General features: G+C 45.7%; 23 protein-coding genes. 2 read left to right on the top strand and 21 right to left on the bottom strand.

Annotation, left to right across the window (positions count from 1 at the left end; genetic code table 11):
- Window positions 1–127: 127 nt before the first annotated feature.
- From MHI01_RS13640 to MHI01_RS13690, 11 genes are all read right to left on the bottom strand, one after another.
- Complete coding sequence (locus MHI01_RS13640) at window positions 128–607, bottom strand: hypothetical protein (RefSeq protein ID WP_127547379.1); 480 nt, start codon at window positions 605–607, stop codon at window positions 128–130.
- Between the two features lie 15 nt (window positions 608–622).
- Window positions 623–1,807, bottom strand: a complete 1,185-nt coding sequence (locus tag MHI01_RS13645) for a WXG100 family type VII secretion target (RefSeq protein WP_218034857.1) — start codon at window positions 1,805–1,807, stop codon at window positions 623–625.
- A 253-nt stretch (window positions 1,808–2,060) separates the two neighbouring features.
- Window positions 2,061–2,723 (bottom strand): hypothetical protein, encoded by a 663-nt coding sequence (locus MHI01_RS13650; RefSeq protein WP_340983367.1) that lies wholly within the window; start codon window positions 2,721–2,723, stop codon window positions 2,061–2,063.
- A gap of 103 nt (window positions 2,724–2,826) precedes the next feature.
- Entirely contained in the window at window positions 2,827–3,300 is a 474-nt protein-coding gene (locus tag MHI01_RS13655; RefSeq protein ID WP_127547385.1) for a hypothetical protein, read from the bottom strand.
- Between the two features lie 61 nt (window positions 3,301–3,361).
- Entirely contained in the window at window positions 3,362–3,829 is a 468-nt protein-coding gene (locus tag MHI01_RS13660) for a SitI3 family protein (protein WP_282319287.1), read from the bottom strand.
- A gap of 87 nt (window positions 3,830–3,916) precedes the next feature.
- Window positions 3,917–4,405, bottom strand: a complete 489-nt coding sequence (locus tag MHI01_RS13665) for a hypothetical protein (RefSeq protein ID WP_282319288.1) — start codon at window positions 4,403–4,405, stop codon at window positions 3,917–3,919.
- Between the two features lie 126 nt (window positions 4,406–4,531).
- Entirely contained in the window at window positions 4,532–5,020 is a 489-nt protein-coding gene (locus tag MHI01_RS13670) for a hypothetical protein (RefSeq protein WP_282319289.1), read from the bottom strand.
- A gap of 18 nt (window positions 5,021–5,038) precedes the next feature.
- A complete protein-coding gene (locus MHI01_RS13675; RefSeq protein WP_340983368.1) occupies window positions 5,039–6,127 on the bottom strand; it encodes a CdiA C-terminal domain-containing protein in 1,089 nt (362 codons plus the stop codon).
- A 256-nt stretch (window positions 6,128–6,383) separates the two neighbouring features.
- The gene (locus tag MHI01_RS13680) at window positions 6,384–6,668 is read right to left on the bottom strand and encodes a DUF4183 domain-containing protein (protein ID WP_036606220.1); all 285 of its coding nucleotides are present in this window, start codon (window positions 6,666–6,668) and stop codon (window positions 6,384–6,386) included.
- A gap of 82 nt (window positions 6,669–6,750) precedes the next feature.
- Window positions 6,751–7,581, bottom strand: coding sequence for a DUF4183 domain-containing protein (locus MHI01_RS13685; protein ID WP_340983370.1), 831 nt, complete (start codon window positions 7,579–7,581; stop codon window positions 6,751–6,753).
- A 519-nt stretch (window positions 7,582–8,100) separates the two neighbouring features.
- The gene (locus MHI01_RS13690) at window positions 8,101–8,481 is read right to left on the bottom strand and encodes a hypothetical protein (protein WP_127550394.1); all 381 of its coding nucleotides are present in this window, start codon (window positions 8,479–8,481) and stop codon (window positions 8,101–8,103) included.
- Between the two features lie 89 nt (window positions 8,482–8,570).
- On the opposite strand from MHI01_RS13690, the gene MHI01_RS13695 reads away from it, so the two are divergent.
- Complete coding sequence (locus MHI01_RS13695; RefSeq protein ID WP_340983371.1) at window positions 8,571–8,888, top strand: hypothetical protein; 318 nt, start codon at window positions 8,571–8,573, stop codon at window positions 8,886–8,888.
- Window positions 8,889–8,913: 25 nt separating this feature from the next.
- Here the strand turns inward: MHI01_RS13695 and MHI01_RS13700 are convergent, their stop codons facing one another.
- Window positions 8,914–9,387, bottom strand: coding sequence for a DUF4362 domain-containing protein (locus MHI01_RS13700; protein ID WP_340983372.1), 474 nt, complete (start codon window positions 9,385–9,387; stop codon window positions 8,914–8,916).
- A 169-nt stretch (window positions 9,388–9,556) separates the two neighbouring features.
- Here MHI01_RS13700 and MHI01_RS13705 point away from each other — a divergent pair, with 169 nt between their 5' ends.
- On the top strand, window positions 9,557–10,006 hold the full coding sequence (locus MHI01_RS13705; RefSeq protein ID WP_340983373.1) for a hypothetical protein: 450 nt from the start codon (window positions 9,557–9,559) through the stop codon (window positions 10,004–10,006).
- 108 nt (window positions 10,007–10,114) lie between these two features.
- Here the strand turns inward: MHI01_RS13705 and MHI01_RS13710 are convergent, their stop codons facing one another.
- From MHI01_RS13710 to MHI01_RS13750, 9 genes are all read right to left on the bottom strand, one after another.
- Complete coding sequence (locus MHI01_RS13710; protein ID WP_340983374.1) at window positions 10,115–13,588, bottom strand: glycoside hydrolase family 2 TIM barrel-domain containing protein; 3,474 nt, start codon at window positions 13,586–13,588, stop codon at window positions 10,115–10,117.
- Between the two features lie 315 nt (window positions 13,589–13,903).
- The gene (locus MHI01_RS13715) at window positions 13,904–15,751 is read right to left on the bottom strand and encodes an IucA/IucC family protein (RefSeq protein WP_340983375.1); all 1,848 of its coding nucleotides are present in this window, start codon (window positions 15,749–15,751) and stop codon (window positions 13,904–13,906) included.
- Window positions 15,711–17,114, bottom strand: coding sequence for a type III PLP-dependent enzyme (locus MHI01_RS13720; RefSeq protein WP_340983376.1), 1,404 nt, complete (start codon window positions 17,112–17,114; stop codon window positions 15,711–15,713). The genes MHI01_RS13715 and MHI01_RS13720 overlap by 41 nt, the downstream gene beginning before the upstream one ends.
- On the bottom strand, window positions 17,111–17,887 hold the full coding sequence (locus MHI01_RS13725) for an HpcH/HpaI aldolase family protein (RefSeq protein ID WP_340983377.1): 777 nt from the start codon (window positions 17,885–17,887) through the stop codon (window positions 17,111–17,113). The genes MHI01_RS13720 and MHI01_RS13725 overlap by 4 nt, the downstream gene beginning before the upstream one ends.
- On the bottom strand, window positions 17,884–19,896 hold the full coding sequence (locus tag MHI01_RS13730; RefSeq protein WP_340983378.1) for an IucA/IucC family protein: 2,013 nt from the start codon (window positions 19,894–19,896) through the stop codon (window positions 17,884–17,886). The genes MHI01_RS13725 and MHI01_RS13730 overlap by 4 nt, the downstream gene beginning before the upstream one ends.
- Window positions 19,871–21,658, bottom strand: coding sequence for an IucA/IucC family protein (locus tag MHI01_RS13735; RefSeq protein ID WP_340983379.1), 1,788 nt, complete (start codon window positions 21,656–21,658; stop codon window positions 19,871–19,873). Before MHI01_RS13735 ends, MHI01_RS13730 begins: the two co-directional genes overlap by 26 nt.
- Window positions 21,636–23,069, bottom strand: coding sequence for an MFS transporter (locus tag MHI01_RS13740; protein ID WP_340983380.1), 1,434 nt, complete (start codon window positions 23,067–23,069; stop codon window positions 21,636–21,638). The genes MHI01_RS13735 and MHI01_RS13740 overlap by 23 nt, the downstream gene beginning before the upstream one ends.
- A complete protein-coding gene (locus MHI01_RS13745; RefSeq protein ID WP_340983381.1) occupies window positions 23,063–24,418 on the bottom strand; it encodes a diaminobutyrate--2-oxoglutarate transaminase in 1,356 nt (451 codons plus the stop codon). The genes MHI01_RS13740 and MHI01_RS13745 overlap by 7 nt, the downstream gene beginning before the upstream one ends.
- Window positions 24,419–24,604: 186 nt before the next feature.
- Entirely contained in the window at window positions 24,605–25,615 is a 1,011-nt protein-coding gene (locus MHI01_RS13750) for a hypothetical protein (RefSeq protein ID WP_340983382.1), read from the bottom strand.
- Window positions 25,616–25,994 lie beyond the last annotated feature (379 nt).

Consider the following 25,994-nt stretch of genomic DNA (forward strand, 5'->3'; position numbering starts at 1 on the left):
ACCTCTACTTGTGGTCTGGTAGAAGTGCTTAATGATGTGACTTTAAATCGTGTATAGATGTGCGCAACTCATATCATCTTTTCACTGTATCACTTAGAATTATAAGTTAGTATGACAGTCTTCTCTCTTAGTTTGAAAATACGGTTACCATCTTATCTTTAATAAAGATTGATAAATAATCGCTTGTTTTTTGAGTTTGAATATCAGCACAAAGGCTAGTTATCTCCTTTTGAAGTACCAAAAGCGCGGCTGGAATAACAAAAATGTTCATTTTCTTTATATTCAGACCCTTATCATCAATTTCAATCTCGATTCTCTTTATATCGTCGTCAGCACGCAAAATATCACCTAGACAATAAACAATCTTGTCTTCTCTATCCTCCTTAACCACTTTTTCTCCTAATAACCCTAAGAGAACTTGATAATTCGGATCTCCGTCTTTAAATATATTAATTAACTCAATGATTAGGTCATTCAGAGAAATATTTCTTAATTTCTCTTCCATCCTCTCTCTTGAATCATCTAGAAACCACGATTCGAGATCCACTGGTGTATCGTCTATTATCCCGGGAACATAGGGCTTAGTGTAAAGAAATTCTTTATTCATTGTTTAACCTACCTTTTAATGTTTTGTATATTCCCCACCTATTTTTTTGGCAACTCTGTCAAATAGCATATCCCACACTGCATCTTTATTACCAGTTTTGAAATATTCTTGTGCTTTTAGATCACTTCTTAGCTCTTTTTGAATATTAGCGAATATAATTCCTATGTCTTCTGCATTTTCTTTCCAACCTTCTGCCCCTCGTTTCATACTCAAATTAGTACCATTTGGAGAAACAGCTCTTATCTCAGCCATATTAAAATCTATTGCAGTGGCTATATCCTCAAGACTGAAAGGCCCGTTAGTTGGATGGTTATGAGTAAATACCGTATCTTTAGCTACATCTTTATGGTTACTTATATTTATAGACTTTTCAGTACCAACAACCGTTTCTCCTATTAAATTACCATTCTTATCAAAAAATTGCCCGTGTTCCAAGGGTTTATTTCGAATTTGATCCTCAAACTTATTAACAGATTCTAAATAATGAGTTCTACCCGTCCTTTTATTTCCTTCCCCATGCCCCGGCTTTCCTCCACCCGACCCACCCAGATCGGTATGCTTATCATCCATCGAACGAAATGCTTTGCCAAACAATACATATGCTAGAGCCTGACCTGTCATCGCTCCACCGTAATATCCTGCTCCACTCTCATCAATCTGTTTCTTCTGCTCATCCACAAATTGCTCTATATCAGACCTCGCCGTTCCCGTACCCCAAGCGGTATCCCATGCAAACTGAATACCTCGCCCAACGTCTACAACTTTGCCCACTGTCATGGCATATGCCACACTGCTTAATGTACTGAACGGCTTATCGAAGAAAGCTTCTGCCGTCTGGCCCATTCCCGTTATTGTTTCCCCTACTGATTTATCAAGCAGCCCTACAGCGAAATTGCGCTTCAGCTCCTCTGGGATGTACAATGCCACCTCGCCTGAGCCATCCGTTGTTCTGAAGTTCTTTGCGATAAACGTAAACTCTTTCTGGATTTCGTCCAACAGCCCGAGTGTAGTCGGGAACACTTCTTTTGCCTGCATAAAATCCCAGAAGAAACGCTCTCCGGTCACACCCGACCAATCGGATTGCAACATATAGATGGATTTCTCTAGTTCCCAGACCATTCGCTCCAGTTCCTGTTTCTTCTGCTGGACCAATCGAGCTTTCTCGTCCAACACATCGGGATGTACCTGAATACGTTGCATCCTATCTTCACCGCCAACCTGACCATAGTTTATGTACCTAAATTTTAACAAGTGAGAGTGAGGATTGGAATCAAACGGAAGGATCATTTCCTCGTTAAAGATGCAGTAGGCAGGAAACATTCACTAGCCAGATATTTTGCGTGTTAGTGCACTTTGTATTTAGGCAAAATGACTGTTTTGCCGGCGTATAAAGCCGATGAAACAATTAACTGACTTCCACCCATTTGATCCGGTCAGCTATGCGGATATTTCATCATTCGTACCTTGGATTCAAAGCCTCTCTCCAAACGTCATCACCAACAAAATCCACATTAATCTCTTGAAAATAATTTCGGGTCTCTAGCTCCAAATCATTCAAGATTTGGGGCCAATCCTTCTCGTTAGTTTCCTTGGATTCAAAATCCCCAACAATGTTGAGCCATCGATGATTTAACTGCCGATACTCCTCGATCCTGGCTTTAAGTTCAGCTGTTACAGGATAACTGGTTAAGTCCAGTCTCTCGAACGTCTTTCGCATGCGGTAAAGTGTAGGTGGCATTACATCATCTTGACCTAGATTGTTTGTGAAAAAAGATGCGGGTTTTACCAGCCAGTTAGCTTCTTCACTGAAATTTAGATTCATCAAGTTATACTTATCTATAATCTGCGTCATATTTGTAAAGTTGTAATAGAGCTGGCTGGCTTGTTCTCCATCCTCCACCATCTCGTTTGTTATTTTCTCATTCTTAAGTATTTGGTCGAATAAAATATCATTATCTATAATCGCACTTTTCGTATCAACCATATCTTGTCGTACATTCATCGTTAGATACTGTTCATACATTCTTTTTTCTTTATAAAAGCTATAGGTTAGAACAAGCAATAATGCTAGGCCAATGCAGCATCCAATCATTACAAATCGTTTCATTGATATCATAGCAATTTGTTCTCCTAAGTTTTTAATAGTAAGAAGCACCTCTACGTTTGCCTGGTAGAAGTGCCTTTGAGTAGTATCATTATTTCATTACCTGCTGCTTTTTTTAACTTGATAACTCCTTTTCAATATAAGGACGGTCAAGTAAAAGAAGAAGGCTTGGAGTTAGGTATTTAGTTTGATATTCATCCAACCGATTATTAACCGCCAACAGACCATTCTCCATTCTAAGTAGTTGAGTAGAACCATCTTCTAGGAATAAAAGATTACCACTAGTATTTCCTATAAGGTTTCCTATGATTTTAAATAAATGCTCAAGTCCTTCATAAAATGTATTATCAAATAACTGAACCCTAATGCACACATTAACATCTAAGTTGTAATGATTTCTAACAAAAGCTATGTCAGAAATATCTTCAATTTCAAGAGTCAAAGAGAAAAAATTAGATCCAATTACTATTTCTTCATCGTTACTATTAAATGAAACTGATCCGTTAACAAATTCAATGGTATATCTTTCTAACAGCTTCCCTAAAGAATTAAGATCTAAATTAGATCGTAGAAATAATTCGTAATCCATGTACTGATCCTCCTCTATTCGATGAGTAGAATCCTGTTGAATTGATCTCACTAAAAATCTTCTACATATCTTTATATTCTCTGGTTTCAATAAACCTTCTGTACTCTACTCGATCCCAAAAACCGTCTTCGTTATTAATTCTTAGAATCCCATCAATTCTATAAACACATTCATTATCATTAAGAAGAAACAAAAGGTTACTTTCCGTCGAATCGATTATTTCAAAGACAAGTACAAGAATGCGGATAATTGCCTCTATACTATCCCAGTCATTATCTATTCGGAAATTTAAACTCTGATTATATTTAAAATCATTGGCAAGAAACTCTGAATCGTAACCAAATGGACTAGCTGAAGTATCAATTAAAGCAATTGAAAATCCAACTTTATTTACTGTTTCCTCAATTTTTAATCCTTTGTCTAATTGTATTACTTCATCACAAATAATATTGATCTTAGTTAATTTCTCAATCAGAGTTTCTTTTGTCAACACAACTTCTTCACATTTCAAGGAGCAGTCAGTTGCCATTTAATCTCCTCCTACTATTACATACAAACCTCTACTATAATTTGGTAGGAGTGCTGTTTGTATGAATACAATTACATTAAATATGATCTACAGATTATTAATATCAATCGGATCTTTCTCCACAAATTTTTCATACCAATTGTTTAGTGGGAAATGTGAGACTTGTATAATTTCTAGAGAGAGTGGTTTGATGGTAAAAGAGCCGCCCCTTTCAAAAAGTTTAATTAACGGTTCATAAATGTCTAGATATTGACTAATGCCCGTGTTATTCTCTGCGTACTTCGCCAACTGTAAATAGTATTCAAATATTCTTTTCACATATGAGTTTTGATTCAAATAAGCAACAGCCTCTGAACTACAATAAGCTGAAATATCTAATTCCTCTTCTTGATCTCCTAGCAGTTTCGCCACATTTGTAAATGCAGGTGGCATAGGCTTCAGCTGCTCCGCTTTATAAAACTGAGCCATTCTTCTGAGAAATTCATAGCCGAGGTTAGTATCCTTCTCAGAGACACCAGTACCTACTGAACCCCAATTTATACTATTTAATTTGGATACTGCATTTTCCAATAACATTCTGTTTCACCCCAACATTCAGCAATTAATCTCATATTCGTAGTACTTGCTAGTATCCTCATTCCATAAAAATGAACCTCTACGTTTGTCTGGTAGAATTGCTTTTATGCATTATTTATCTGTAATTCAGTTGAGAGATTTCATAAAAACTGAATACTCAATATTTTCGAGAAGTTCTCCATAATGCGTTTGGAGGAATTCAAGATATGTTACGTTGAACGTATACTTTCCGTTTTTAAAGAAAAATATCTCTTCTCCAGATGTGTGATAGAATACTCCATCTACTTTGAGTGATCCGATAACAGAAAAAGAAATTTCGTACATTGTTTTATACCATAATTCATATTGTTGATTATTCTCCAATTCAAAAGATATTGTTTGTTGATAAATAAAATCCGCTTCTTGAAACATAGTTTCATAAGAAGCTGCTGGATGATCAGCCGGGAAATTATTATCATAAACAGTTATTTTCAAACCACCGCTTAGATCAAACTCATGAATGAACAATGCATTGTGTTGTCGGTTCATATAATTCACTTCAAAATTCTTACTTTCAATTAATCTTTTCAACCATAACGGATCTTGTTTTCCATTCAATTTAAGTGAATATTCCATAAACTTCTCTCCTCTACTTTAAGGGAATACCGATATGATCTTACCGTCCTTTTTGATTGCGATAACTTCTTCTAAACCTTGGATTTCCCATTCTTTAAATTGCTTAAGCAACACAGAATCATCTCCAGACCACTTTGTTAAATTAATCACCACATTCTTGGTTTGTTGTTTAATAACAACCTTTTCTTGAACCTCACTCCAAATACCTCTAATACCTTTATTTTCAGTGGGTGCATAACAGTCAAATATACGCCCTTCAATTCTAAAATCGGGATCTCTTTTGGAATCAATTCCATCACTATCTAAAACTTTAGGGTTCTGTTCAATCCGATATCCACTTCTCGCCAATTGATCAGCAGCATCATTTTCTAGTTCTAAAGATTGTTTAGTCGCCTTATCCGCATTATTCGGAATTTTTGTTCTCGCTCCACTTGGTAAGGCTTCTGGATTAGGTGATCCACTTGGCTTTATTAGATCTCTGGGACTGTCAATTCCCTTTTGGGGCTCCTTCTTATTTCCACCCGACCCAATGTCGTCCTTCGAACGAAAAGCTTTGCCAAACAATACATACGCCAGAGCCTGCCCCGTCATCGCTCCACCGTAATATCCTGCTCCATTCTCATCAATCTGTTTCTTCTGCTCTTCTACAAATTGCTCTATATCAGACCTCGCCGTTCCCGTACCCCAAGCGGTATCCCATGCAAACTGAATACCTCGCCCAACGTCTACAACTTTGCCCACTGTCATGGCATATGCCACACTGCTTAATGTACTGAACGGGTTATCGAAGAGAGCTTCTGCCGTCTGGCCCATTCCCGTTACTGTTTCTCCTACTGATTTATCAAGCAGCCCTACAGCGAAATTTCGCTTTAGTTCTTCTGGAATGTACAGTGCAACCTCACCTGAGCCGTCTGTTGTTCTGAAGTTCATTGCTATAAACGTAAACTCTTTCTGGATTTCGTCCAACAGCCCGAGTGTAGTCGGGAACACTTCTTTCACCTGCATAAAATCCCAAAAGAATCGCTCTCCTGTCACACCAGACCAATCGGACTGCAACATATAGATCGATTTCTCCAATAGATCGGGATGTACCTCGATTCGTTGCATTTCCTTATCACCCGCCAACCTGACCGTAGTTTATGTACCTAAATTTTAACAAGTGAGAAGGAGGATTGGAATCAAACGGAAGAATCATTTCCTCAGAGGTTATCCGGTAGTTGGGCAACATCCTTGGGTAACTATTTTTGCACATTAATGCATGGATGAATGCCGTTGAGTCGACTGGGTATCTTGTACAAAAAGAACGACTTCTATCACAGATAGAAGTCGCAAAAGATAACGATACAGTAGGATTAAATCTTCTTTAAGACACTACAAATTGTACGACAATTGGAGTCCCATCATTTAATGCATCTCCACCGGGAATTGTAATTGTAGTCGTCGTAGCCGAGGATGTATCTGCTGTTTGCATAAGGCCATTAATATAAAGATTGTAGTAGTTGTAGGTGCCTGGAAATGCGGTTGCAGCTACACCAGCGTCGTTTGTAAAAGCAGTCGCAGCAATGGCAAACGTTGCCCCAGTGCCGGTCCCATCACCAATGGTTGCAACAAATCTTAAACTGTTCTGAAATGGTGTCACAAGTGGCATGTTTCTCACCTCCTACCTAACATAGTATATGTGGTAGGTTTGGGAGTAGTGAAGGCAAAGGAACCAGCAACTTCAACCAATTTTAACCATTTATGATATTGGCTGTTATTATAATTATCTCTATAGTGATAGGTGTCCCTGCAAAGATCACACCGTTTTGTGACGAAAAAAACAACCTCTCCGCACTTACACTGTATGAGTTTCCTGGTTGGACGATCCCGTTTATATAAAGATTGTTGAAACTAGTAAGTCCAACCCCGGCAAATTCGGTTATGCTGCCGCCATCGTCATTCGTGAATTCTGTGGCAGGAATTATAACCGATGCCGACAAATCCAGATCGGTATCCGGAAAATAGAAGTAACGGTTTGCCGTAGGAATGATTTCAATTCCGGGTACAACGCCAGGTGGACCTTGCTCACCTGGGGGACCCGTTGGTCCTTGGACTCCGGGAGCTCCCGCCTGACCCGGCTCACCCTGAGGACCTGCGAGACCCTGCGCTCCGGGAATTCCCGGTTGTCCCGGCTCACCCTGAGGACCTGCGGGGCCCTGCGCTCCGGGAATTCCCGGTTGTCCCGGCTCACCCTGAGGACCTGCGGGACCCTGCGCTCCAGGAAACCCTTGTTGACCTGGCCCGCCGTGAGGGCCTGCGGGGCCTTGCGCTCCGGGAACCCCTTGTTGACCCGGCCCGCCGTGAGGGCCTGCGGTACCCTGCGCTCCGGGAACCCCTTGTTGACCCGGCCCGCCGTGAGGGCCTGCGGGGCCTTGGGCACCTGCCACACCTTGCGTTCCAGGGGGATTCACAGTCTCCAATTCATGTTGTCTCAACGGAGCAAGCAGGGTAGTAAGCTCACAACATACCGGGTTGCTACCCATCTCTCTCGGTAATGAAATGACTTTTTTGTCACGGGCCATTTTCTGTGATCTTACTGGACGCTTCAGTGAGCAGCGCTTTCTCCGATAAGACCTACGGATAATATGGCATTTCTTTCGTTTTCCCAAGTGTTTTTTTCTGCATTTCGACGTAGAACGACTGGGCCTTAATTTGTTGAGGGTGGCTGTCCTCTTGTTCAGATACTTCAAAATGGTCATCTCCTTAGGCCAAGGCACACAGTATATATGCCCTATACTATGTCCTTAACACATTCGGAGAGTGTGCGAATAACTATGAGGGAAGCCCAATAAAAAAGACAAGAGTCTTGCTATAGTTGTCCTTTGTCTTGCCAGCATGGCTTCATTGTCTCCCCAGTAGGACCTCACAGATCATATTTTATGTTTAACTCAGACGATCATGGGAGCAAACTTCATCTATAGAGTTCAGCGGGTTTCGATCGAGTTCCAATTTCTTTTGCTGGACCAATCGAGCTTTCTCAATCCAGGCAACATTCATTAGCCAGATATTTTACGTGTTCGTGCACGTTTTTCAGTAGACTCTTACCTCTTCTTAAAATGCTGAACGATCTCTTCCGGTTCCTGCGTCTCCAATGTAATCTGGCCTTTCTCGAATAGGATCATGTACGGATATGATTTCAGACCAAAAATCTTCTCATAATTAAACTTATTCTCATCACGGACATTATAAAAGGTTACGTTAGTTATTGGGCCTTTTGCCCTCAAATTCTCGTTATTCACTTCATTTAATTGCGTCTGTAACTCAACAGTAAATGGTCGCTCCGAAGGTCGGTCGGTAAATACAATGAGTGATGCATCATTTCTTTGATTTTGCGTTAGATAATCAATGGCTTTTTCTCTATTGTTCTGACCACACCCTGTCACTAAAAGTATCAAAATACATAACACCCAAAGCCTCTTCATTTATATAACCACCCAAAATATGATATAATTGGTTATTAACTATTAAATTCACTTCATTAAAAATCTATTCGCTGAAAGGAAGATGCACATTGAACAAAAGGAATATCATCATCGCTATCATTATTGCTCTTATCATATTGATACTTCAACTTGTGCTTTATTTTTCTGTAACTAATAAAGAAGAATCCGCACTTCCCGATTCAAACATCCCATTTCAAACCAAAACAGTAGATGAGCTTACCATCACAATGCATAATGCAACCTATACAGATCATGAAGTGCAGTTGGGTTATGAGATTCAGGGTGGTGGACAGTCAATGCTTTGTACAGATAAAATTTCGATTTTTCACCTTTCAAATAGCAACAAAAACCTGCATAGCCAGCCTCGGCTTCACAGTTTTTATTAAGAATTTGCATGTGGATACATCTCATTTACAACTTAGGCATCCAAAAGGGGTTCTCTTCCTTCTCACACCCGGTTAACACGTAAAAAATATGTCCCTGCTCACTCTTCATTGTCACGATCCCTTTGCAGGTGTCAGTCTTCATTCCCTGTTTGGAGCCGTAGGCATCCCTTGAGTTATCGTAAGTCGATTGAATAGCTGTACCATCATAGATCAATTCCTGGATAATGGGCCCACCTTCAATGGTATACATCGTTACACGAACCTGATCCTGATGTTTTTTCTCCACATTCTTCATAAATGTGTTCCACTTATCTTCGTTCCGTATGCCTCCATGAAGCACAACCACATCCCCGCTTTGCTCCGCTTGCTCTGGATTATGGGGCTCGATAATTTCTGGAAAAGCTTGCGTAATTCCGGAAGGATTCGTTGTTGGTTCATTTGCCTGACAGGCAGTTAACAGCATTAAAGCCAACGATAGGATAAGCATACTTTTTCTCATTCCATCACCTCATCTATGAAACGGTTCAATACTATCCTTTGTTGCATGATTATGCTTAATTTGTCATTTATCTGTAACTCCCTCGTTGTCCCAAACGTTTAGAATCATAGAAATGTATAAACAGGAACGAATATTTTAGTGATTTATCATTCAGTAGGGGGTTAATTTAATGACCTTAAAAACAATGCTCGGTGTAGCACTGGCTCTATCTGTACTACTATCCACCCATTCAGCAAGTACAGCGGCTCTAACTTCAACAAATGAGTGGCAATCAACCGGACTAGCCCATGAAATGGAGCGCTCCGTCCCAATATCCACACCTGTTCTGCTCATTGCTCAAACTAAACATGAAGGTCGTTCCGCATACAACGGCAGCTTCACAATGGTTGCTTCGAATGGAACACATGCCAACATATCGATTGAAAACAACAGCAACCACACGGTATATGTGAAGATGTATGTAGATGAGGGAAGTGAACCTATGGAAACATCTATCAGCAGAAATAGTGATAAAACGATCAACCTGCTTGCATTACAAGACACGGATATTAAGTTGTACATTTATAGCAGAATAGGTCATCACTTAGATCTCTCAGTTGAAGCAGAGCAGTTTCATTGATGTTTTCTCTCACAAATACATACAAGAAAAACCCTTCACGCAAGCGATTCAGATCCACGTTCCCATGGACCGATGCATGCTTGAAGGGGTTTTATATTTCCATCACATTTATTTCTCGAATCGGAACCAGCCAAAGTCAAACTGACTGCCTGGCAGGAAGATAAAGCTTACTTTCTGCACACCTGTCACTTGCTCAAGCTCAAACACCCGTTCCTCATATCCACCCGACTGGGTGAACTCAACCAGCTGGTTGCTCTGGCCGTCCGCACCTGCAAAGCGAATATGAATCGTATTTTTATCAATTGGTGAATGACCGTAAATCACGAGCTTGGATGTGCCTTCTGCCGTAAAGTCCATGTTTTCAAACTCCAGCGACACGTTGTTCCCGATACCTTCTACTCGATCAGCTTCAATTTTGAACGTATCTCCGTAGAGATGATCACAGGATGCAGCCGCATTCTGTTCAAAGGCCCGACTCTGACGTTCGAAGGAGAAGCCTTTAATATGAATCTTCTGCTTCAGTACAAAACAGATCGACGTGATCCCGCTAAGGCGTTTGGATAAGTGGTATGTCTCTTCCTGGTATACATTCCAGATGGACTCTTTGTCATACACCACATCCGCGATCATCGTGCTTCCCTCTTCATCCGGCATACCTTCCCAGATCTGAATGAAGTAGTCCTCCGTGGACAACGTAAAGATAGGAATCGTTATGGTATCGGAGCCGTACGGTCCAAAGTCAATATTACGGAAGCCTACATGCGTCTCTCCATCCCGACTTGTCGCTACCCCGCGCTCATTGCCGTTACCAACCTCACCTTTGGTGTAATCGTACAGTCCACCCGTGATGAAGCCGTATGGATCTTTGTAGGCTGTACCGAGACCGTCCGCCTTGAACTCCAGCTGGGAGATCAGTTTCGTTTTATCCGTACCGTTGGTACTGGTTGCGCGAAGCCGGAACTCCCCGTCACCTATAGCCGATACCTTCACCGCATGTTGATGCTCACCGTTGTCGCCTGTTTCTGTTTGGACAGCTTCCACTTTGGCAATGTTGGACTCGATCCCCGCATCATTCACAACAGCCCACTCGATATCTGGGTAGGAAGTGTTCTCCGGATACAGCTTGGCGGTTACGACCAGCTCCGGGTTGGATGGATCAAGCAACTGTCCTGCAGCACTGATGATCTCGATTTTGCGCAAAGGAATCTCCTGAGCATTTCCCGTCAGCACCGGACGTTCTTCATTGTTCATGAAGACAGGTTGCACTTGTTTTTCACCATCAAGTTCTGTATCCACAACCCGCGATTCAAACTCAGCTACAGCCCCTTCCAAACCTTCGGAAGAAACTTCAATCCGCACCGTTCCAGGTTCATTTGTCGCTCCGATGATCGCCATCAGCTTGCCGCTGAATAGTCTTCTGCTCAACCCTTTGTAGGGATCATAGTCGGTGCTGTCCCCATTATCCAGACCCAGCAGTCGTCCTGCACCAGTCACCTGAACTTGCACGCGGTTGTTTGCATTGTGAACCGGATTACCCGCTTCATCTTCCACATCAATTTCTACAAAAATAAGGTCTGTGCCATTCGCTTGTAGCTGCTCCCGATCCGCTTGCAGACGAATCTTCTTCGCATCCGTATAGGATCTTTGCACATCGGTTGCAATGATCTGGCCGTTCTCATCGTAAGCGATCGCTTTCAGCTCGCCCTCTTCGTACGGCACTTTCCACCAGCCAGACAGCTGTGTTCCGTTGGCATGATCGATATCGTACGTACCAATGGTTTTACCGTTGAGTTGCAGCTCAATCTTCGGCGCGTTGCTGCACACGCGTACATCAATAATCTGACCCGGGCTGAAATCCCAATAAGGGAACAGGTGAACCATCGGACTTTTCTTATAATCCGTCCAAGCCGCTTGGTAGATATAATAAGAGTCTTTCGGGAACGTTGCCGTATCCAACTGTCCAAAATACGAATTCTTCGTATGATACGGTGTCGGTTCTCCGATATAATCGAATCCGGTCCACAGGAACTGACCCAGCGAATATGGTGTATCCCGTTCTGCCAAGATGCAGTATTCTGCCGACTTCGCGCCCCAGCTGGTCGTACTGTTACCCAAAGCCGAGCACTGCTCGTCATCATCTGCCAGAATCGGCTGTTCGAACGGGAAGTGATAAATGCCACGACTTTGCACCACCGAAGACGTTTCACTACCATAGATGATCCAGTCCGGATGTTCTTCATGATGTTTGTCGTAGTATTTTTCCGCGTAGTTGTAGCCTGCCAGCTTCACGATATCCGCGCATTTTTGTGCATTTTCCCAAGGCATGTAGTTCGAACCAATCGTCACGCCAGCATTACCTTTTGGATCAAATTCCAGCACATAATCCATCAGCATCCGAGTTACTTCCTGTCCACGCTCATCCGCATGGGTATCATAAATTTCGTTCCCGATACTCCACATGATCAGACTGGCATGGTTACGGTCGCGCTTCACCCAACTCTTCACATCCGTATGCACCCACTCCGGGAAAAATCTCGCATAATCGTATGGCGTTTTGGCACGTTCCCACATATCAAAGGCTTCAGACACAACCAGCATACCCATCTCATCCGCGAGTTCCATGAACTCTTTGGCAGGCATATTATGCGCGGTACGGATGGCGTTAACGCCCATTTCTTTGAGCAAAACAAATCTTCTACGCAATGCCGTCAGGTTAAACGCAGCTCCCAGCGCCCCAAGATCGTGATGTTCACACACGCCGTTCAGCTTCATCTTGACCCCGTTCAGGTGGAACCCTTCATTGGCATCAAGTTTGATATCCCGGAATCCAATGCGCTGTGATACCGATTCAACTGTCCGATCTTCCGAGATCAATCGCAACTCAGTCACCAGTTCATACAGATGCGGTGCATCCGGGCTCCACAGGTTTGGACTCTCCACAATGATCTGTTGGCTATCTGCCAATACGACCGCATTCTCACCCAGCGAAGCCGTAACATTCGTCTTCGTCGATGCCACCACCTGACCTTCATTCCGGATCGTATGCACCAACTCTGCGTTCTGATTCTGTTCCAGGTTCAGTTCCGTATCTACTTCCACCTGCCAGCCATTCGGATGCTGATTAATAGATACATAGATCCCATCCGTAACAATATGGTTGCGGTCTCTCGTCTTCAGCCACACATGGCGATAGATTCCGGCCCCGGAATACCATCTGCTGTTCGGGCTCTGATGGACCACTTTGACAACAATCTCATTGTCGCCTTCCATCAGTGCATTCGTGATCTCATGTTCAAAAGCAGAATAGCCATACTTCCACTCCCCAACCAGCTGCCCGTTCACATACACCGAAGAGTCCATGTATACGCCATCAAAACAAAGCAGAAGCTGCTGCTCATCCTTCGTGTAATGGAACGTCTTTCGGTACCATCCGATGCTGTCTTCATATAGTTCAAGCGTATTATATATCAGCCAATCATGGGGAAGTTCCACAGGTTCGAACACCAGACCCGCAGGTTCCGTAACGTCCAGCTTGCTTTTCGCAAATTGCCATCCATCATTAAAAAGTCTCTTCTGATTCATGTTAGTTTCTCACTTTCTTGAAGTAAATTATGATTGCGGTTACAACAGTAAATGTCGCTTTCTCCGAAAACCTTTTCGGTAATACACAAGTATGACTATAACACATAACCCGATTATACCATCAGTCTCTTTCCTGTAACTCCTTTTCATAAGATTTTTTAGCCATAATGATGAACGTTATATTCCCTCCAAGCATTGTAACTTTCGATGACAACAAACCAAAAAGGCAACCCGTCAACCGGGTCACCTTCTCTGTTCTCTCCTTTAGCACGCCACTTCTTCTCAATACACTCCTGCACTAACAACACTTAACCTCTATCCCTTGTAAAAAGGGTTCCACCCTATGCCTTTGCCCGATGGCATCGCGCCAGGCACCCCATCCGCTTCAAGCAGCGGACGGACAACTAACTTCACGGGCCACTCCTTGCTCTCGAATATCGCATGAGCGAGTGCGGCCCGGTCGGATTCGGGAAGATGCACATGTTGTAGCGCTTCCTTCCAAGCCTGCTCCGTGATCTCCCATAACTTCGTTTCGGGAATGTGATACACTTCGCTCAGTGCCTCCATGATCGCAGCCAGATTCACCTGCGTCCCCAAAGACTGCACATAGAAAATCAGCTTCTGGATCGTCTCGTTATACAAGCTGTTCGAGTAGCCTGGACGAATATGATAGGCAGGGTCTGCAATTCCATGTTTGTCCAGATAAGGCTGATGCAAACGCACGGAATCATGATCGCGGAACAAGAGACCTTTTACCTCATTATCCTTCAACACCAGACAGCAGTTCTGACCATGAATCTCAGGTACAACACCCATCTTGAACAGACGCATCACGATATCATAGAACGTCGTAGCTATACTGGTATAAAAGTCGAGAACATTCGTGCTACTCAGATCATCCCCCAGAATGTCCTTTAATAGATGGTTACCTTCCAGATTCACACCCAGTGCAGCCATTGGAATGACTTTGTAGGCTTCATTAAGCAATTCAGCGGAATACACACGAATCTGTGCTGCCAGATGGCGTGGATGATCATCGAACAGTCCCATGGATTCTGGCATAAAGCCCCACCAGTTCTGCTCTTCACACATATACACCTTGTCCTTCAACGTCTCGTCACAAGCAACGGCCTGCCTTAACATGCGTTCTCCAGCAAGACCATTCAGAAGTTTGACTACCGGAAGATAACGAGCAGCCCCCAGAGACAGCACACTAACCGGTAGCTTGAGCATTAGGGTGGATTCAGATGACGGAGCCATCGAGCGCAGAGAGGATGTGGCCTGTACGTCGCCCACTTCTATGTCCAATACGACAATGCTACCCTCTTCGATCTCTCCAGTAAAGCGGGGCAGAATCACATGTTCCAATTGCCACGGGTGAACAGGCATCGGTAGATATTCGTCCAACGTGATTCCTTTACGGGCAAACTCTGCTTCCACCACTCCGCGCTGAACATCGTCTAACATATCCAAAATGGACAATCCATCTTCACACCCTTGTTGCACGGCATCCAAACGTATAGCCACCCAGCGCAGCGAAATCGCCTTCCCGAATTCTGCTGCATACCGTGTTACATTTTCTACATTGAATCCCACCTTGGCTTTGGACGATGGGTGAAATGGACGATCCCGCAATGCCGCAACGCGCTCCCCCTTGATAAACCATTCATACGCAGAAGCCGGGACGTTAGCGGACAGATACTGGACTTGTTCCCAGCCCAAAGCATACTGCTCCACAGCAATGTCCAGACTAACCAGGAATTCCGCCACCCCAGGCTGCGCATAGGCCTTATCCGACAAAGCCCTCTGTAACACCGCACGTCCAACTTCTGCCGGAGTATCAAGGAGAACCCAGCTTCCATCTGTTTTCTCCTTGTAGATCGGTGAACCCTGAACCCACTGAGTCCCCTGTCTTACTCCAGTTTCAACCAGACACAGTACACCTTGCGTATGCAATCTATAGCGAGACGCTACATTATGATTATGCTCTTCGCTGTCATATCCCTTGTACAATCGACGGAACGGTGCAGGTGCTTCGGCAAAATCAATGAATGGGTGATCCTCCAGTGGGAGTAATTGCTCCGACAAAAATGAATTCATCAGATCCGCCATAATCCGGCGTTCAGCGGCTTGCAGACTGGAACGTTTCATCAGTGTTGACATGATTATTGTCCTCCGTTAGATAATGGAATGCCGGGTGCGGATGCCCCAGAAAATCATGATGCGAGATGGTCCAGCAATAAGCCCCAGACTTTTCAAACAAAACAATATCTCCCACGCGCAGCAGTGCTACCTCCGCATCAGAATGCATGCGATCCTTGGGCGTGCATAGCTCACCTACGATATGGACTCGACGATCTTTTACCTCTGGACGGGCAAATGAATGCTTCCAACGGTCCGTCTCCATAATCTGGAACGGGTGGTTATGCCCCCATGAAGCAGGCAGACGATTGTGGTGCGTACCTCCTCTTAACACGGCAAAATACTGATCATGAGAGGTTTTGATATCCGTAACTTCTGCTGCGTAGTACCCATGGTCTGCCACCAGTAGTCGACCCGTTTCAAAATACAGCTGACCTCCGCGTGAAGCAAGGCGCTCTCTGGCTTCACTTTGCTCCAGCAGGGAAGTGAACAAGGGCCAGTCGAATCCGGGGCTGCCATCATACGTAACACCGAACCCACCTCCTGCATTCACCACTTTCACAGGAAGATCATACTGTTGCTGCCACTGTTCCACCTTTTGCAAATACAACTCGATCATCTCGGCGTGCAGCCTTGCATCCATATTGTTGGACAAGGAGTGAAAATGGAACCCGCTTAGCCGAACCACACCCGCGCCTTCCACACGAATGAGTTCAATGGCTTCTTCCACCGCCTCTTCATCAATTCCAAAAGGACTCGGCCCACCGCCCATGACAATCTTCGTCCGAGGTAACGTACTGCTTCGCAGATTGATTCGGAGCAGAATGCGCACCTCCTGCGCTTGCTTCTGTTTTTGCTTCTGTTTTTGCTTCTGTTTTTGCTTCTGCTCTTGCATCAGTTTCTCGCCGTATGCTTGCGTATATCTCTGCTCCGGGTTCTGCTCCCATTCTTGCTTCTGCCTGCTCTCCTGCACCTGCTCCTGCTCCATCGCCCTCTCTTTCGCAATCGCAATGATGCGCCGAAGTTCCAACAGACTCTCCACATGGATGTAGCTCACGCGCTGCTCGATCGCCAGCCTCAGTTCGCTCTCCTTTTTACCCGGACCTCCAAACAGAATTTGAACCTCGCGACTTACCGCTCTAACCTTCAGCAGCTCTCCAATTGAAGCCACTTCAAAGCCCTTCACAAATGGAAGCAGCGCCTCAATGATCCGCGGATCAGGATTCGCCTTGATAGCGTAGAACAACTGTGTGTTTCCGGGCATACTGCCCAACATCTGACGTACCTGTTCCTGAATGCCCGCCAGATCATAGATATACGCACATACCGGGTCTTCCATCCCTCGTTGAAGTTCATCGATCGCCTGCCATACACTAGGTTTCATATCTGCCCACCCGCATTCCTGTAGTCATTCCGTTTTTGGGCATATGCCCGAAACGCCGTATTCCGATCATCACCAAGCACATATATATGTACTCCCCGCTCAGCCCAGAGCGACATATCCTCCACACCTCTGGTGACCGTTGCATAAGGTACTTCGCACTGCTGGGCAGTAGCATGCAATTCATCCAGTGCACGTCTCACATCCGGGTGCTCTGTCTGCCATGGCACGCCGAGGGATTGCGACAGATCCGCCGCCCCTTCCAATACAAAACTCACCTGAGGGTGAGACAGAATCTGTGTACTCTGCCGAACACCCTCCACACTTTCGATCATGGGTACAACCATCACTTGTTCGTTCGCTTTCCCAATATATCCCGTGAGCGGATATTTTCCGAATACACCGGGACGACCACTATTCAAGCTCCGCATGCCAACCGGATGATAGTAGGCGTGACGAACCGCTTCCTCCACCTGCTCCAGTTGCTCGACATGTGGAATGACGATACCTTGTGCGCCACAGTCCAGCACTTTCAGAATCTCCACTCGCTCCACCTTCGAAATTCGAACCAACGGGGTTAGGCCCACCAGTTCCGCCGCACGAACCAAATCTTCTACCGATTCCATCGATGTTGCGGCATGTTCCAGATCAATAATGACAAAATCATATTCCGCATGTCCGATCATCTCAATGATCACCGGGTGTGGTATGGATACAAAAAGGCCGTATACGGGCTGTTTGCGTGCAATTTTTTCCTTCAGCGTGTTAATCCTCATTCGACGATTCCCTTTAATTCGGGTGTTCCATTTGATTCAAGTACATCCTTTGATATCTTGAGCGGATTGCTCGCTTTGCGGAAATATAACTCTCCATCCCCATACAGACGGCGCTTGGTCATCTCTTCAATCAGTGCATCTTCGGCAAAAAGGTCAAATGCAATGAACCGCTCTGCGTATTCCGGGTGCTGCTTCTGATAATCCACAATCACACCTGCGCACAGCTGCCAGAACGCTTCCTCGGACAACCCAAACTTCTCCAAAGCCAACGCAATATCCGTCATGCAGATAAAAAAGAATGCGTCATAGGTATAGTCACGGACTTCCGACACATCTCCAGCATAAATGAAGGAGTATCGATTGAACTTGCGGTGGGTTTCTGGCTCCGGGTTCAGCTTCGGTGCCCGTTCCGGGTGCAACAATTGATCCGGTACATAGCGAACACCATCATGCAGATCCTTGATAAGGATTCGTGTCGGCAGATCATCTTCCAGTACCAAAATGATATTCTGAGCATGCGATTCCAGCGCAATCCCATGTGCATAGAGCAAATGAATAATCGGCAGGGTAACTGTGCGAACAAGGGCCTCACTCCACTTTTCCACACCATGTCGTTCTACAGCATCCTGAATAAATGGAACACCATCCGGCTGCACCAACATCAGCGCATTCAGCGGCCATGCGGTCTCGCCTTCCTTCAGATGAACCGATACATTCTCCCGCCAGATGGCACCGAGTGTGCCGTAGGCCCGTCCATACTGGGTTGCAGGCAACTGCTCATAATGGAACGACAGTCCCATGATTTCTTTCAAAATGCCAAACTGTGCCCGCTGCAACAGCTCATCTTCACGTACAAGTGTATCCAGCCAGTCGCTGATCAGCGGCGCGTTCTGGGTCGTATGCTGTGCCAGAATACGTGTGCTCGACGTGTTGGTGATGCTGAGAGCCAGCTTGATGTATGGGGCTTCCGGGTTCACCCGGTTTGACAGTGAACGGATCGACTGCTGTGCACGATAGGGCGAAGACGATGGACCGAGATATACGATGTCCCCATCCATCCGTTGACGGGTATATACCGACTCCAACTGATGCTCCCACTGCCACGGATGAACCGGAATGAATACATATCGATCACCAATGTCAGAACCTATTCCTATGCCAACCTTGCCGTCTTCCCTACCCGAGCTACGGACTGTTTCGCCTTTTTCACGAACTCCCCCATGAAGCTTCGCTTGGATTGTCTCTCCAACGCTCTCACCAACTTCGGCACTGCTCCCAAGCTGATCTACACTCGCCACATATGCGTTGGCGTTCTCGCCCATGTCCGTTCGAACTTGTTGTTGCAGGATCTGTTGAAATCGCTGCATATCCTCTGCGGTCAGATGTTGCCCTACCAATTCTTCAGAGCTATACCCTACGGATACAGCGGTCTGAGCCAAATCTTTTTTCACAGCAACCCAGACTAATGAAACCTCCGAGTTAAATTCAGGGCCATAGGCCAGATTGTCTTTCAAAGAAAATCCCAACCTCGACTTATAACTCGGGTGGTACAGATGACCGTCGGTCATGTGACTTTCGAGCGCATCATAATGCCGATCTTCATTCGGAATGTTCAAGGGCAATATAGCTTGGCACTGACTGTCCTTTGCCATCGTTTCGAGTAGTTCCTGGATAAAAGCCGTGACATTTGCCCCCTTCAACGCGTTCAGTACGATTTCCTCCAAAAACAGATCCAGATCGGTGCAGGATACGCCTTCTCTTTGGATCGAACCCTTCTTCACCTTCACCCGGCCAAATGAAAACTTCCGTTCAGCTTCACACGTGTACGCCACAGAATCGCCGGAAGATGTGAGGCCGCTGGTTCGCCATTCGCTCCCACTTACATGACTGTCCAGGATGCCTTCGAACCACATCGCCTCCAGCGTCTGCCGCATGATCCGTTCCTGTACAGCCACGTAGACTGCTTCTGTCTTGCCGCCTGCTTCAGCCCTGTATCTCACGACTCCCACGCACTTCACTCCCCATTCGTTTCATTACATTGCTCACCGGCACGTAGGCCGGGGTCTGGCTGATCCCTCTTACACAACTCACCAAGTTTTGTTTGGCCAGAAATGCATCCGTTGTCAGCAGATGTCGTACATATGCATTGCCCGTTCGTTCCAGCTCCTCCACAAGTACCTCACGTACCTGTTTCCAGAAATGCTCCTCCGGGACGTTCACATCTCGCGCCATCGCATGAATCAGAGACCCCAGATGATTGACGATAAAATAGTACGATGTCCGCGCCCAGGCTTTCTCTCGCGAATAAAATAATAAATCGGACGTAGCACGATCCTGCTCACTTATAAGTTCCTCATCCACACTGACCCCTTCCAGATCGCGGACGATAAACTCAACAGGCAACCCATCCTTTAAGGTCACAAGGGTATTCTGTAAATGAGCTTCAAAATGAATACCTTTCTCTCCCGCCGTCTGTACAATCGGTAGCAGAGAACATTTCAGATAACGTTCCAGCCAACGCTCGGCAATGTCACGTCCACCACCCAGCATCGTCATCAACCTAGAACGCATCCCGGGAAGTGGTGCTTCAACCAGACTGGATAAGACATACGTATTCTCAACATCAAACTCAATGGGCCGATAAGCTATCGTAAACAGACTGGTTAACTCTTCATCTTCAAAAGCACAAGTGGCTACACCCGTCTCATACGCAATATGTGTGTTCGGTTCAGCACCGAAGCAGTCATGCTGCCTGACGTATCTGGAGGCATCCAGTGTTCTGTGCATCTGCTCAGCACTGTTGGTGCGAATCATGTTCGTGATCTGCATATTCAGTGACAGCTTGATATTACAGTTCCATTCGGGAACATAGACCGTACGGACCGAAGAAGTTGGATAGACGATAGGCCCCGCACTACCGAGTAGGATTAATTTTTCATCTCGAAAATAGGACTGTATCTCGGTCAACCGTGATATGTATGCGTATTGCCATGGATGGACAGGCAGCAGCCCATACATTTCACTCTTTTCTTTTAAAATAGGCTCCACATGGCTCCACAGGAGGTCTTGCAAATCCATTGCCGCCTCGTCATCGACCCATTCCTGCACGTAGACATCCTGTCTCACGGCGATATAACAGAGTTGAAATGATGTCCGTAACTCCGGACTGTACTTCTGCACATCATCCTCGCTGAAGCCTTTGGAGTTCTTCGGAAACGGATGGAACGGATGACCATACAACAGTGACTGTTCAGATGTGCGATAGTCATGGATGTCGAGACCGGCTGCTTGTTCGATATACAACGTAAGGTTACCGACACTGTTATCTACCTTTTGTGCAAAATCTTTGGCATACGTCGCATCTACACGATTCGTATTCTCGCCCTTTGGATGTGCAATATCCACCTCAAGTGAACGCTTCATTTCCATCACACTTTTCTTCATTCCATGTTGATCCGAACTCGCTCCCTGTTCCCCATTTCCGCTTAGCTCAGATGTGATCCAACGAACCAGGTCGCCATAATGCACCGCTTCCCCGCCAGATTCCATGCTGAGGTATTCATGCTCCCCTATGACAGAGTAATAAGACAAGCGTCCTGTCACCTTCACCCTACTGGCTTGAAAAGCAACAGTGTACGACAGCGTATTTGGATTGATCCGAATATCGCTTTCCTTCTCTAGCGCAAGCTCACGGATGTAACAGTTCAACAGCAGCTTGCACGAATGTTCGTGGGCCTGCTGCTCAGCCTCAGACCGGAGCTTGTTTTCCATCTCGAACAATGATGCCAACCTTCTTTCGGGTTATAAGTAAGACCAGGGGAAGTGTAAGCAGTATGGCGCAGCCAAGTCCGATACAGATCTCTTTGAGCGCTCCCCATTTTGCCATCTCCATGGACGTTCCTGCCCCGGCAAGCCATTGCCAACGCATATCGTAATACAAGGTCAAGCCCATCACCGCAAACGAAGAAGCAAGACGCTCAATCGTGGTTGATAACACCGACCCTTCGTGCATATCTTCGTCCGGTAATGCTTGCAGACCAATTGCAGAGATACTCATGCCTGACAAACCAACGCCAATTCCCCGACACGCCATGAGCATCCCGATGATCCATATTGACGCTCCCATGGGCAGAACCGCAAACGATAAGATCGATATCGAAACCAGCAACGTCCCCCATGCGATAAAATGCATGGACCGACCGCGATCCAGCAAGCTGCCGCCAATCCACATGAACAGACTTGTACAGATCGACAAGGGAATGAATAACGCACCAGATAAGGCAGGCGACAGGTGGAAGACATCCTGGAACAATAGTGGCAATGCAAAGATTACGCCAAACATGACACAATCTTGAATCGTCGAGATCAATACGGTCAGCGGAAAGACGGCATTACGTCGCAGTAACTGGTACCGGATAAGTGGTTCCTTCCGACCGTTCTCGGTCTGGACAAAACGAATGAGCAACACCACACCGAGCGCAATCAGTAGCCAAGGTACCCATACTGCCACGACAGGACTTGCGTACAACTGTACTCCCAGACTAAGAGCACCTACCGCACAGATCAGCAGCATGACACTGGATGGATGCCATTTTTTCCTACGGGCAGGGATATAGGTCTGAATGACTCGACCGCACCCGATCAACGAGAATATAGCCAGTGGCACATTGAGCCAGAACAACATTTCAAGCCGTCCATACTGAATGATGAAGCCCCCCAGTGTTGGACCGGCAGCCGGAGCGAGCATAAGAAGCAAGCCCCACGCTCCTGTAATTCGTCCCCTTACCTCCGGTCCGTAGACATCAAAAAGCAGCACAAGTGATAACGGAATCATCAGCCCCGCGGCAACGCCATGCATGAAACGAACCAGCAACAGTACCTCAATAGAGTGATAAAACAACGCACCTGCCACCGAGAACAGTCCATAGATGCTGATGCCCAACATATACGTCTGCTTACGCCCCAGTCGGTCCACAATCAGGGAAGCCAGCGGCATTGTTAACGTCATAGCCAGCATGTACAAGGCAATGATCCATCCGCCTGCTGTCGTAGAGATCTGATAATATTGCACAAAATAAGGCAGCAGCAGGTTAAATGCACTGTTGGTCAGTACCAGCGAAAAAGCACCGATCAGAATCGCGAGTAATACTGCATGCCTCTTCATCAGGGAAAGCTTCAGCATGCGGCTGTTGCTAAGGCTATCGCTTCAGCTACCGATTTCTCAAAGATCGCAAGGATTGCACCCGATTCTTGCTCCGTAATATTCAGCGGCGGCAGAAAACGAACAACAGCTGAATGACGCCCGCCCAGTTCTACAATTAATCCATTCTTGAAACATTCGCGCTGAATAGACTCAGCCAGCGCACCATTAGGCAGATAATGTCCCAGACGATCCTTCCGTCCTGTTGGATCCACCACTTCAACGCCGATCATCAGTCCTCTGCCTCGCACGTCACCAATCTCTGCATACCGCTCTTTCATTGCATTCAGTTGATTCATGAACTGCTCACTGCGCAGATGTACGTTGTGTAAAACATCCTGTTCCCGAATATAACGAAGTGTCGCAAGTCCCGCTGCCATGGCGAGCTGATTGCCACGGAACGTGCCTGTATGTGCACCTGGCTGCCATTTGTCCAGCTCTTCTTTGTAGATGACAACAGACATGGGCAGACTTCCGCCAACTGCTTTGGAGCAGATGATTACATCAGGTACAATCCCGGCATGTTCAAACGAAAACATTCGACCTGTACGTCCAATGCCTGTCTGCACTTCGTCGATAATAAGCGGAATGCTTCGCTCTGCTGTGATTCGGCGCAGCTCCCTCAGCCATTCGATATCTGCAGGGATGGCTCCACCTTCACCCTGCACCGTCTCCACAATGACCCCACACGGTGCCGCAATACCGCTCTCGCAATCATCGAGCAAGTTCTCGATATACTGTGCGCTTAACCGGGCCGTCATGCCTTCACCAACACCAAATGGGCAGCGGTATTCATAAGGAAAAGGCAGGAAATGAACATCGGGCAGCAGGCTTTGCAGATGTTGTTTCTTGCTCAGGTTGCCACTCATCGACATTGTCGCTTGGGTCGAACCGTGATAACCTCCCTGAAAGGCAAGAATAGACTTGCCACCTGTTGCATGTTTGACCAGCTTAATGGCTGCTTCAACTGCATCGGCCCCCGTTGGACCACAGAACTGGATTTTGGCTTTGTCTCGCATCTCTGCCGGAAGAATGGAGAATAGTTCTTGCATATATGAAAGCTTCAGCGGTGTTGCCAGATCCAGTGTATGAAGCGGAATCTGCTGATCCAGGACATCGCGAATGGCGTTGACCACCGTGTCATGGTTATGCCCCAGCGCCAATGTTCCTGCCCCAGCCAGGCAGTCGTAGAATATGCGGCCTTCCGTATCGGTAATCTTCACCCCATGGGCCTTGTTAATGACAAGTGGGAAATGTCTCGGGTACGATCTTGCATTGGATTCCTTCTCATTTTGCATCTTCAGATATTCCGTCTGCATCTCTACTGACATAGCCCTCTAACGCTCCTTATAATCGATTCAGGCTGAACCTGCTGCCTGTGATTCTTGTTCTACATTTTGCATATGACCTGGTATTGGTTCAAAATCATGGTGAGGTCCGAATTAAATGATGGTATCCGTTATCTGTTTTCCGTTATCCGTCATATATTGTCATCTATACGTTGTTATAAGCTATATTTATTTATATTCAAGTTGCTCCTGACACAGGTATTCCAGGTATAACCGAACCACATCACGAGTTGTTCCACCATGGGGAAAGACATGGTGTGTCAGATCTGGCAAGGCGTTCACTTCCAGGATGCCTCCCAGATCTCTGGAGATCGGGGTGCGGATATCACGACAACGAACATCAACTCCTGCTACATCGATCTGAAGAGTCTTTGCCGCCTGAATAATCATCCGGGCATTTTCGGGATGAATGATTTCGGTACAATCCTTGTAGAATTCACTGATTTTTCCGGCGGCAGAATTGCGGAGATTGTATAACTCGATTTCTTTTCCCGCGGCAGGAACTTCACCCAGTGTTGTCCCTTGTGCATGTAATACCTCCAGCAGTCGTTCCGTTTCTGCATTAACCTCGGGAAACGCTTCATACTCGCCAATGTGCGTCATCTCGATTCGTTCCTGATTCAACTGCTCAATTAACGCCCGAACGGTTGAAGTTCCGTCTCCCTCGACATAGACAGGCCGATACTGGTTCACAGCCGCCACTTCTCCGTTGATGATCAGCACTCTGTAATCAATCCCGGTCACATATTGCTGTAACATAATGCTGCTGCCGTGGACACTCGCAAGCTGAATGGCTGTCTCCAGTTCTTCTTCAGTACGCACATCCAACGTCACGCCCATACTGCTGCTCGCATCCAGCGGTTTCACTACAATGGAGCCATGCCTTTCCAGAAAATCTGCTGCTTCGCTTCCCATCTCCGGGATCACGATAAATGACGGTACAGGCATGCCCTGTTCATGCAATAACATATTACATGCCTGCTTGTTCTTCGCGAGCAGTCCAGCGATTAACGGCAGACGATGAGATCTGGTTTTGTTAATGATGATCTCTTGGTCCCCTACAGACAGCTTCAGGAAATCTTCGCATCCCTCAAGAAGTGGCTCACAGGTGATGCCCATTTCTCTCGCTTTGCTTATAATGAGTCGGTTTTGCAGATTATGAATCCCTTTCGGAAACACTGAAAATCCTCCTCGATCGAATGAAGGTACTCGCTCCTATATAAGTTGAATTAAAGATTATTTATGCTGACACTACGATGACAGAACAACCTTCCAATCGCTATTATCCCCAGATTTTTTGATTCCCTTTTCTCAAAGGAAAAATCCGGGGATAAAGGCGAACGCTTCGCTTTTTCAGGTTTTTTCTGTCCTCTCCGTTGCATGTAAATGATTAATTCAACTTATATAGCTCATACTTCATCAATTTTTTTGTAATCACATATTGATAATGATTATCAATATCATATAAAATCTATTTTATGGCAATTCGAGCTATATTGTCAATAATAAACTTTTAAGGAAAAATAAGATTGAATTTAGTGTGAGTTTGAGTCGATGC

The sequence above is a fragment of the Paenibacillus sp. FSL M7-0656 genome (assembly GCF_038003225.1).
Taxonomy (GTDB): domain Bacteria; phylum Bacillota; class Bacilli; order Paenibacillales; family Paenibacillaceae; genus Paenibacillus; species Paenibacillus amylolyticus.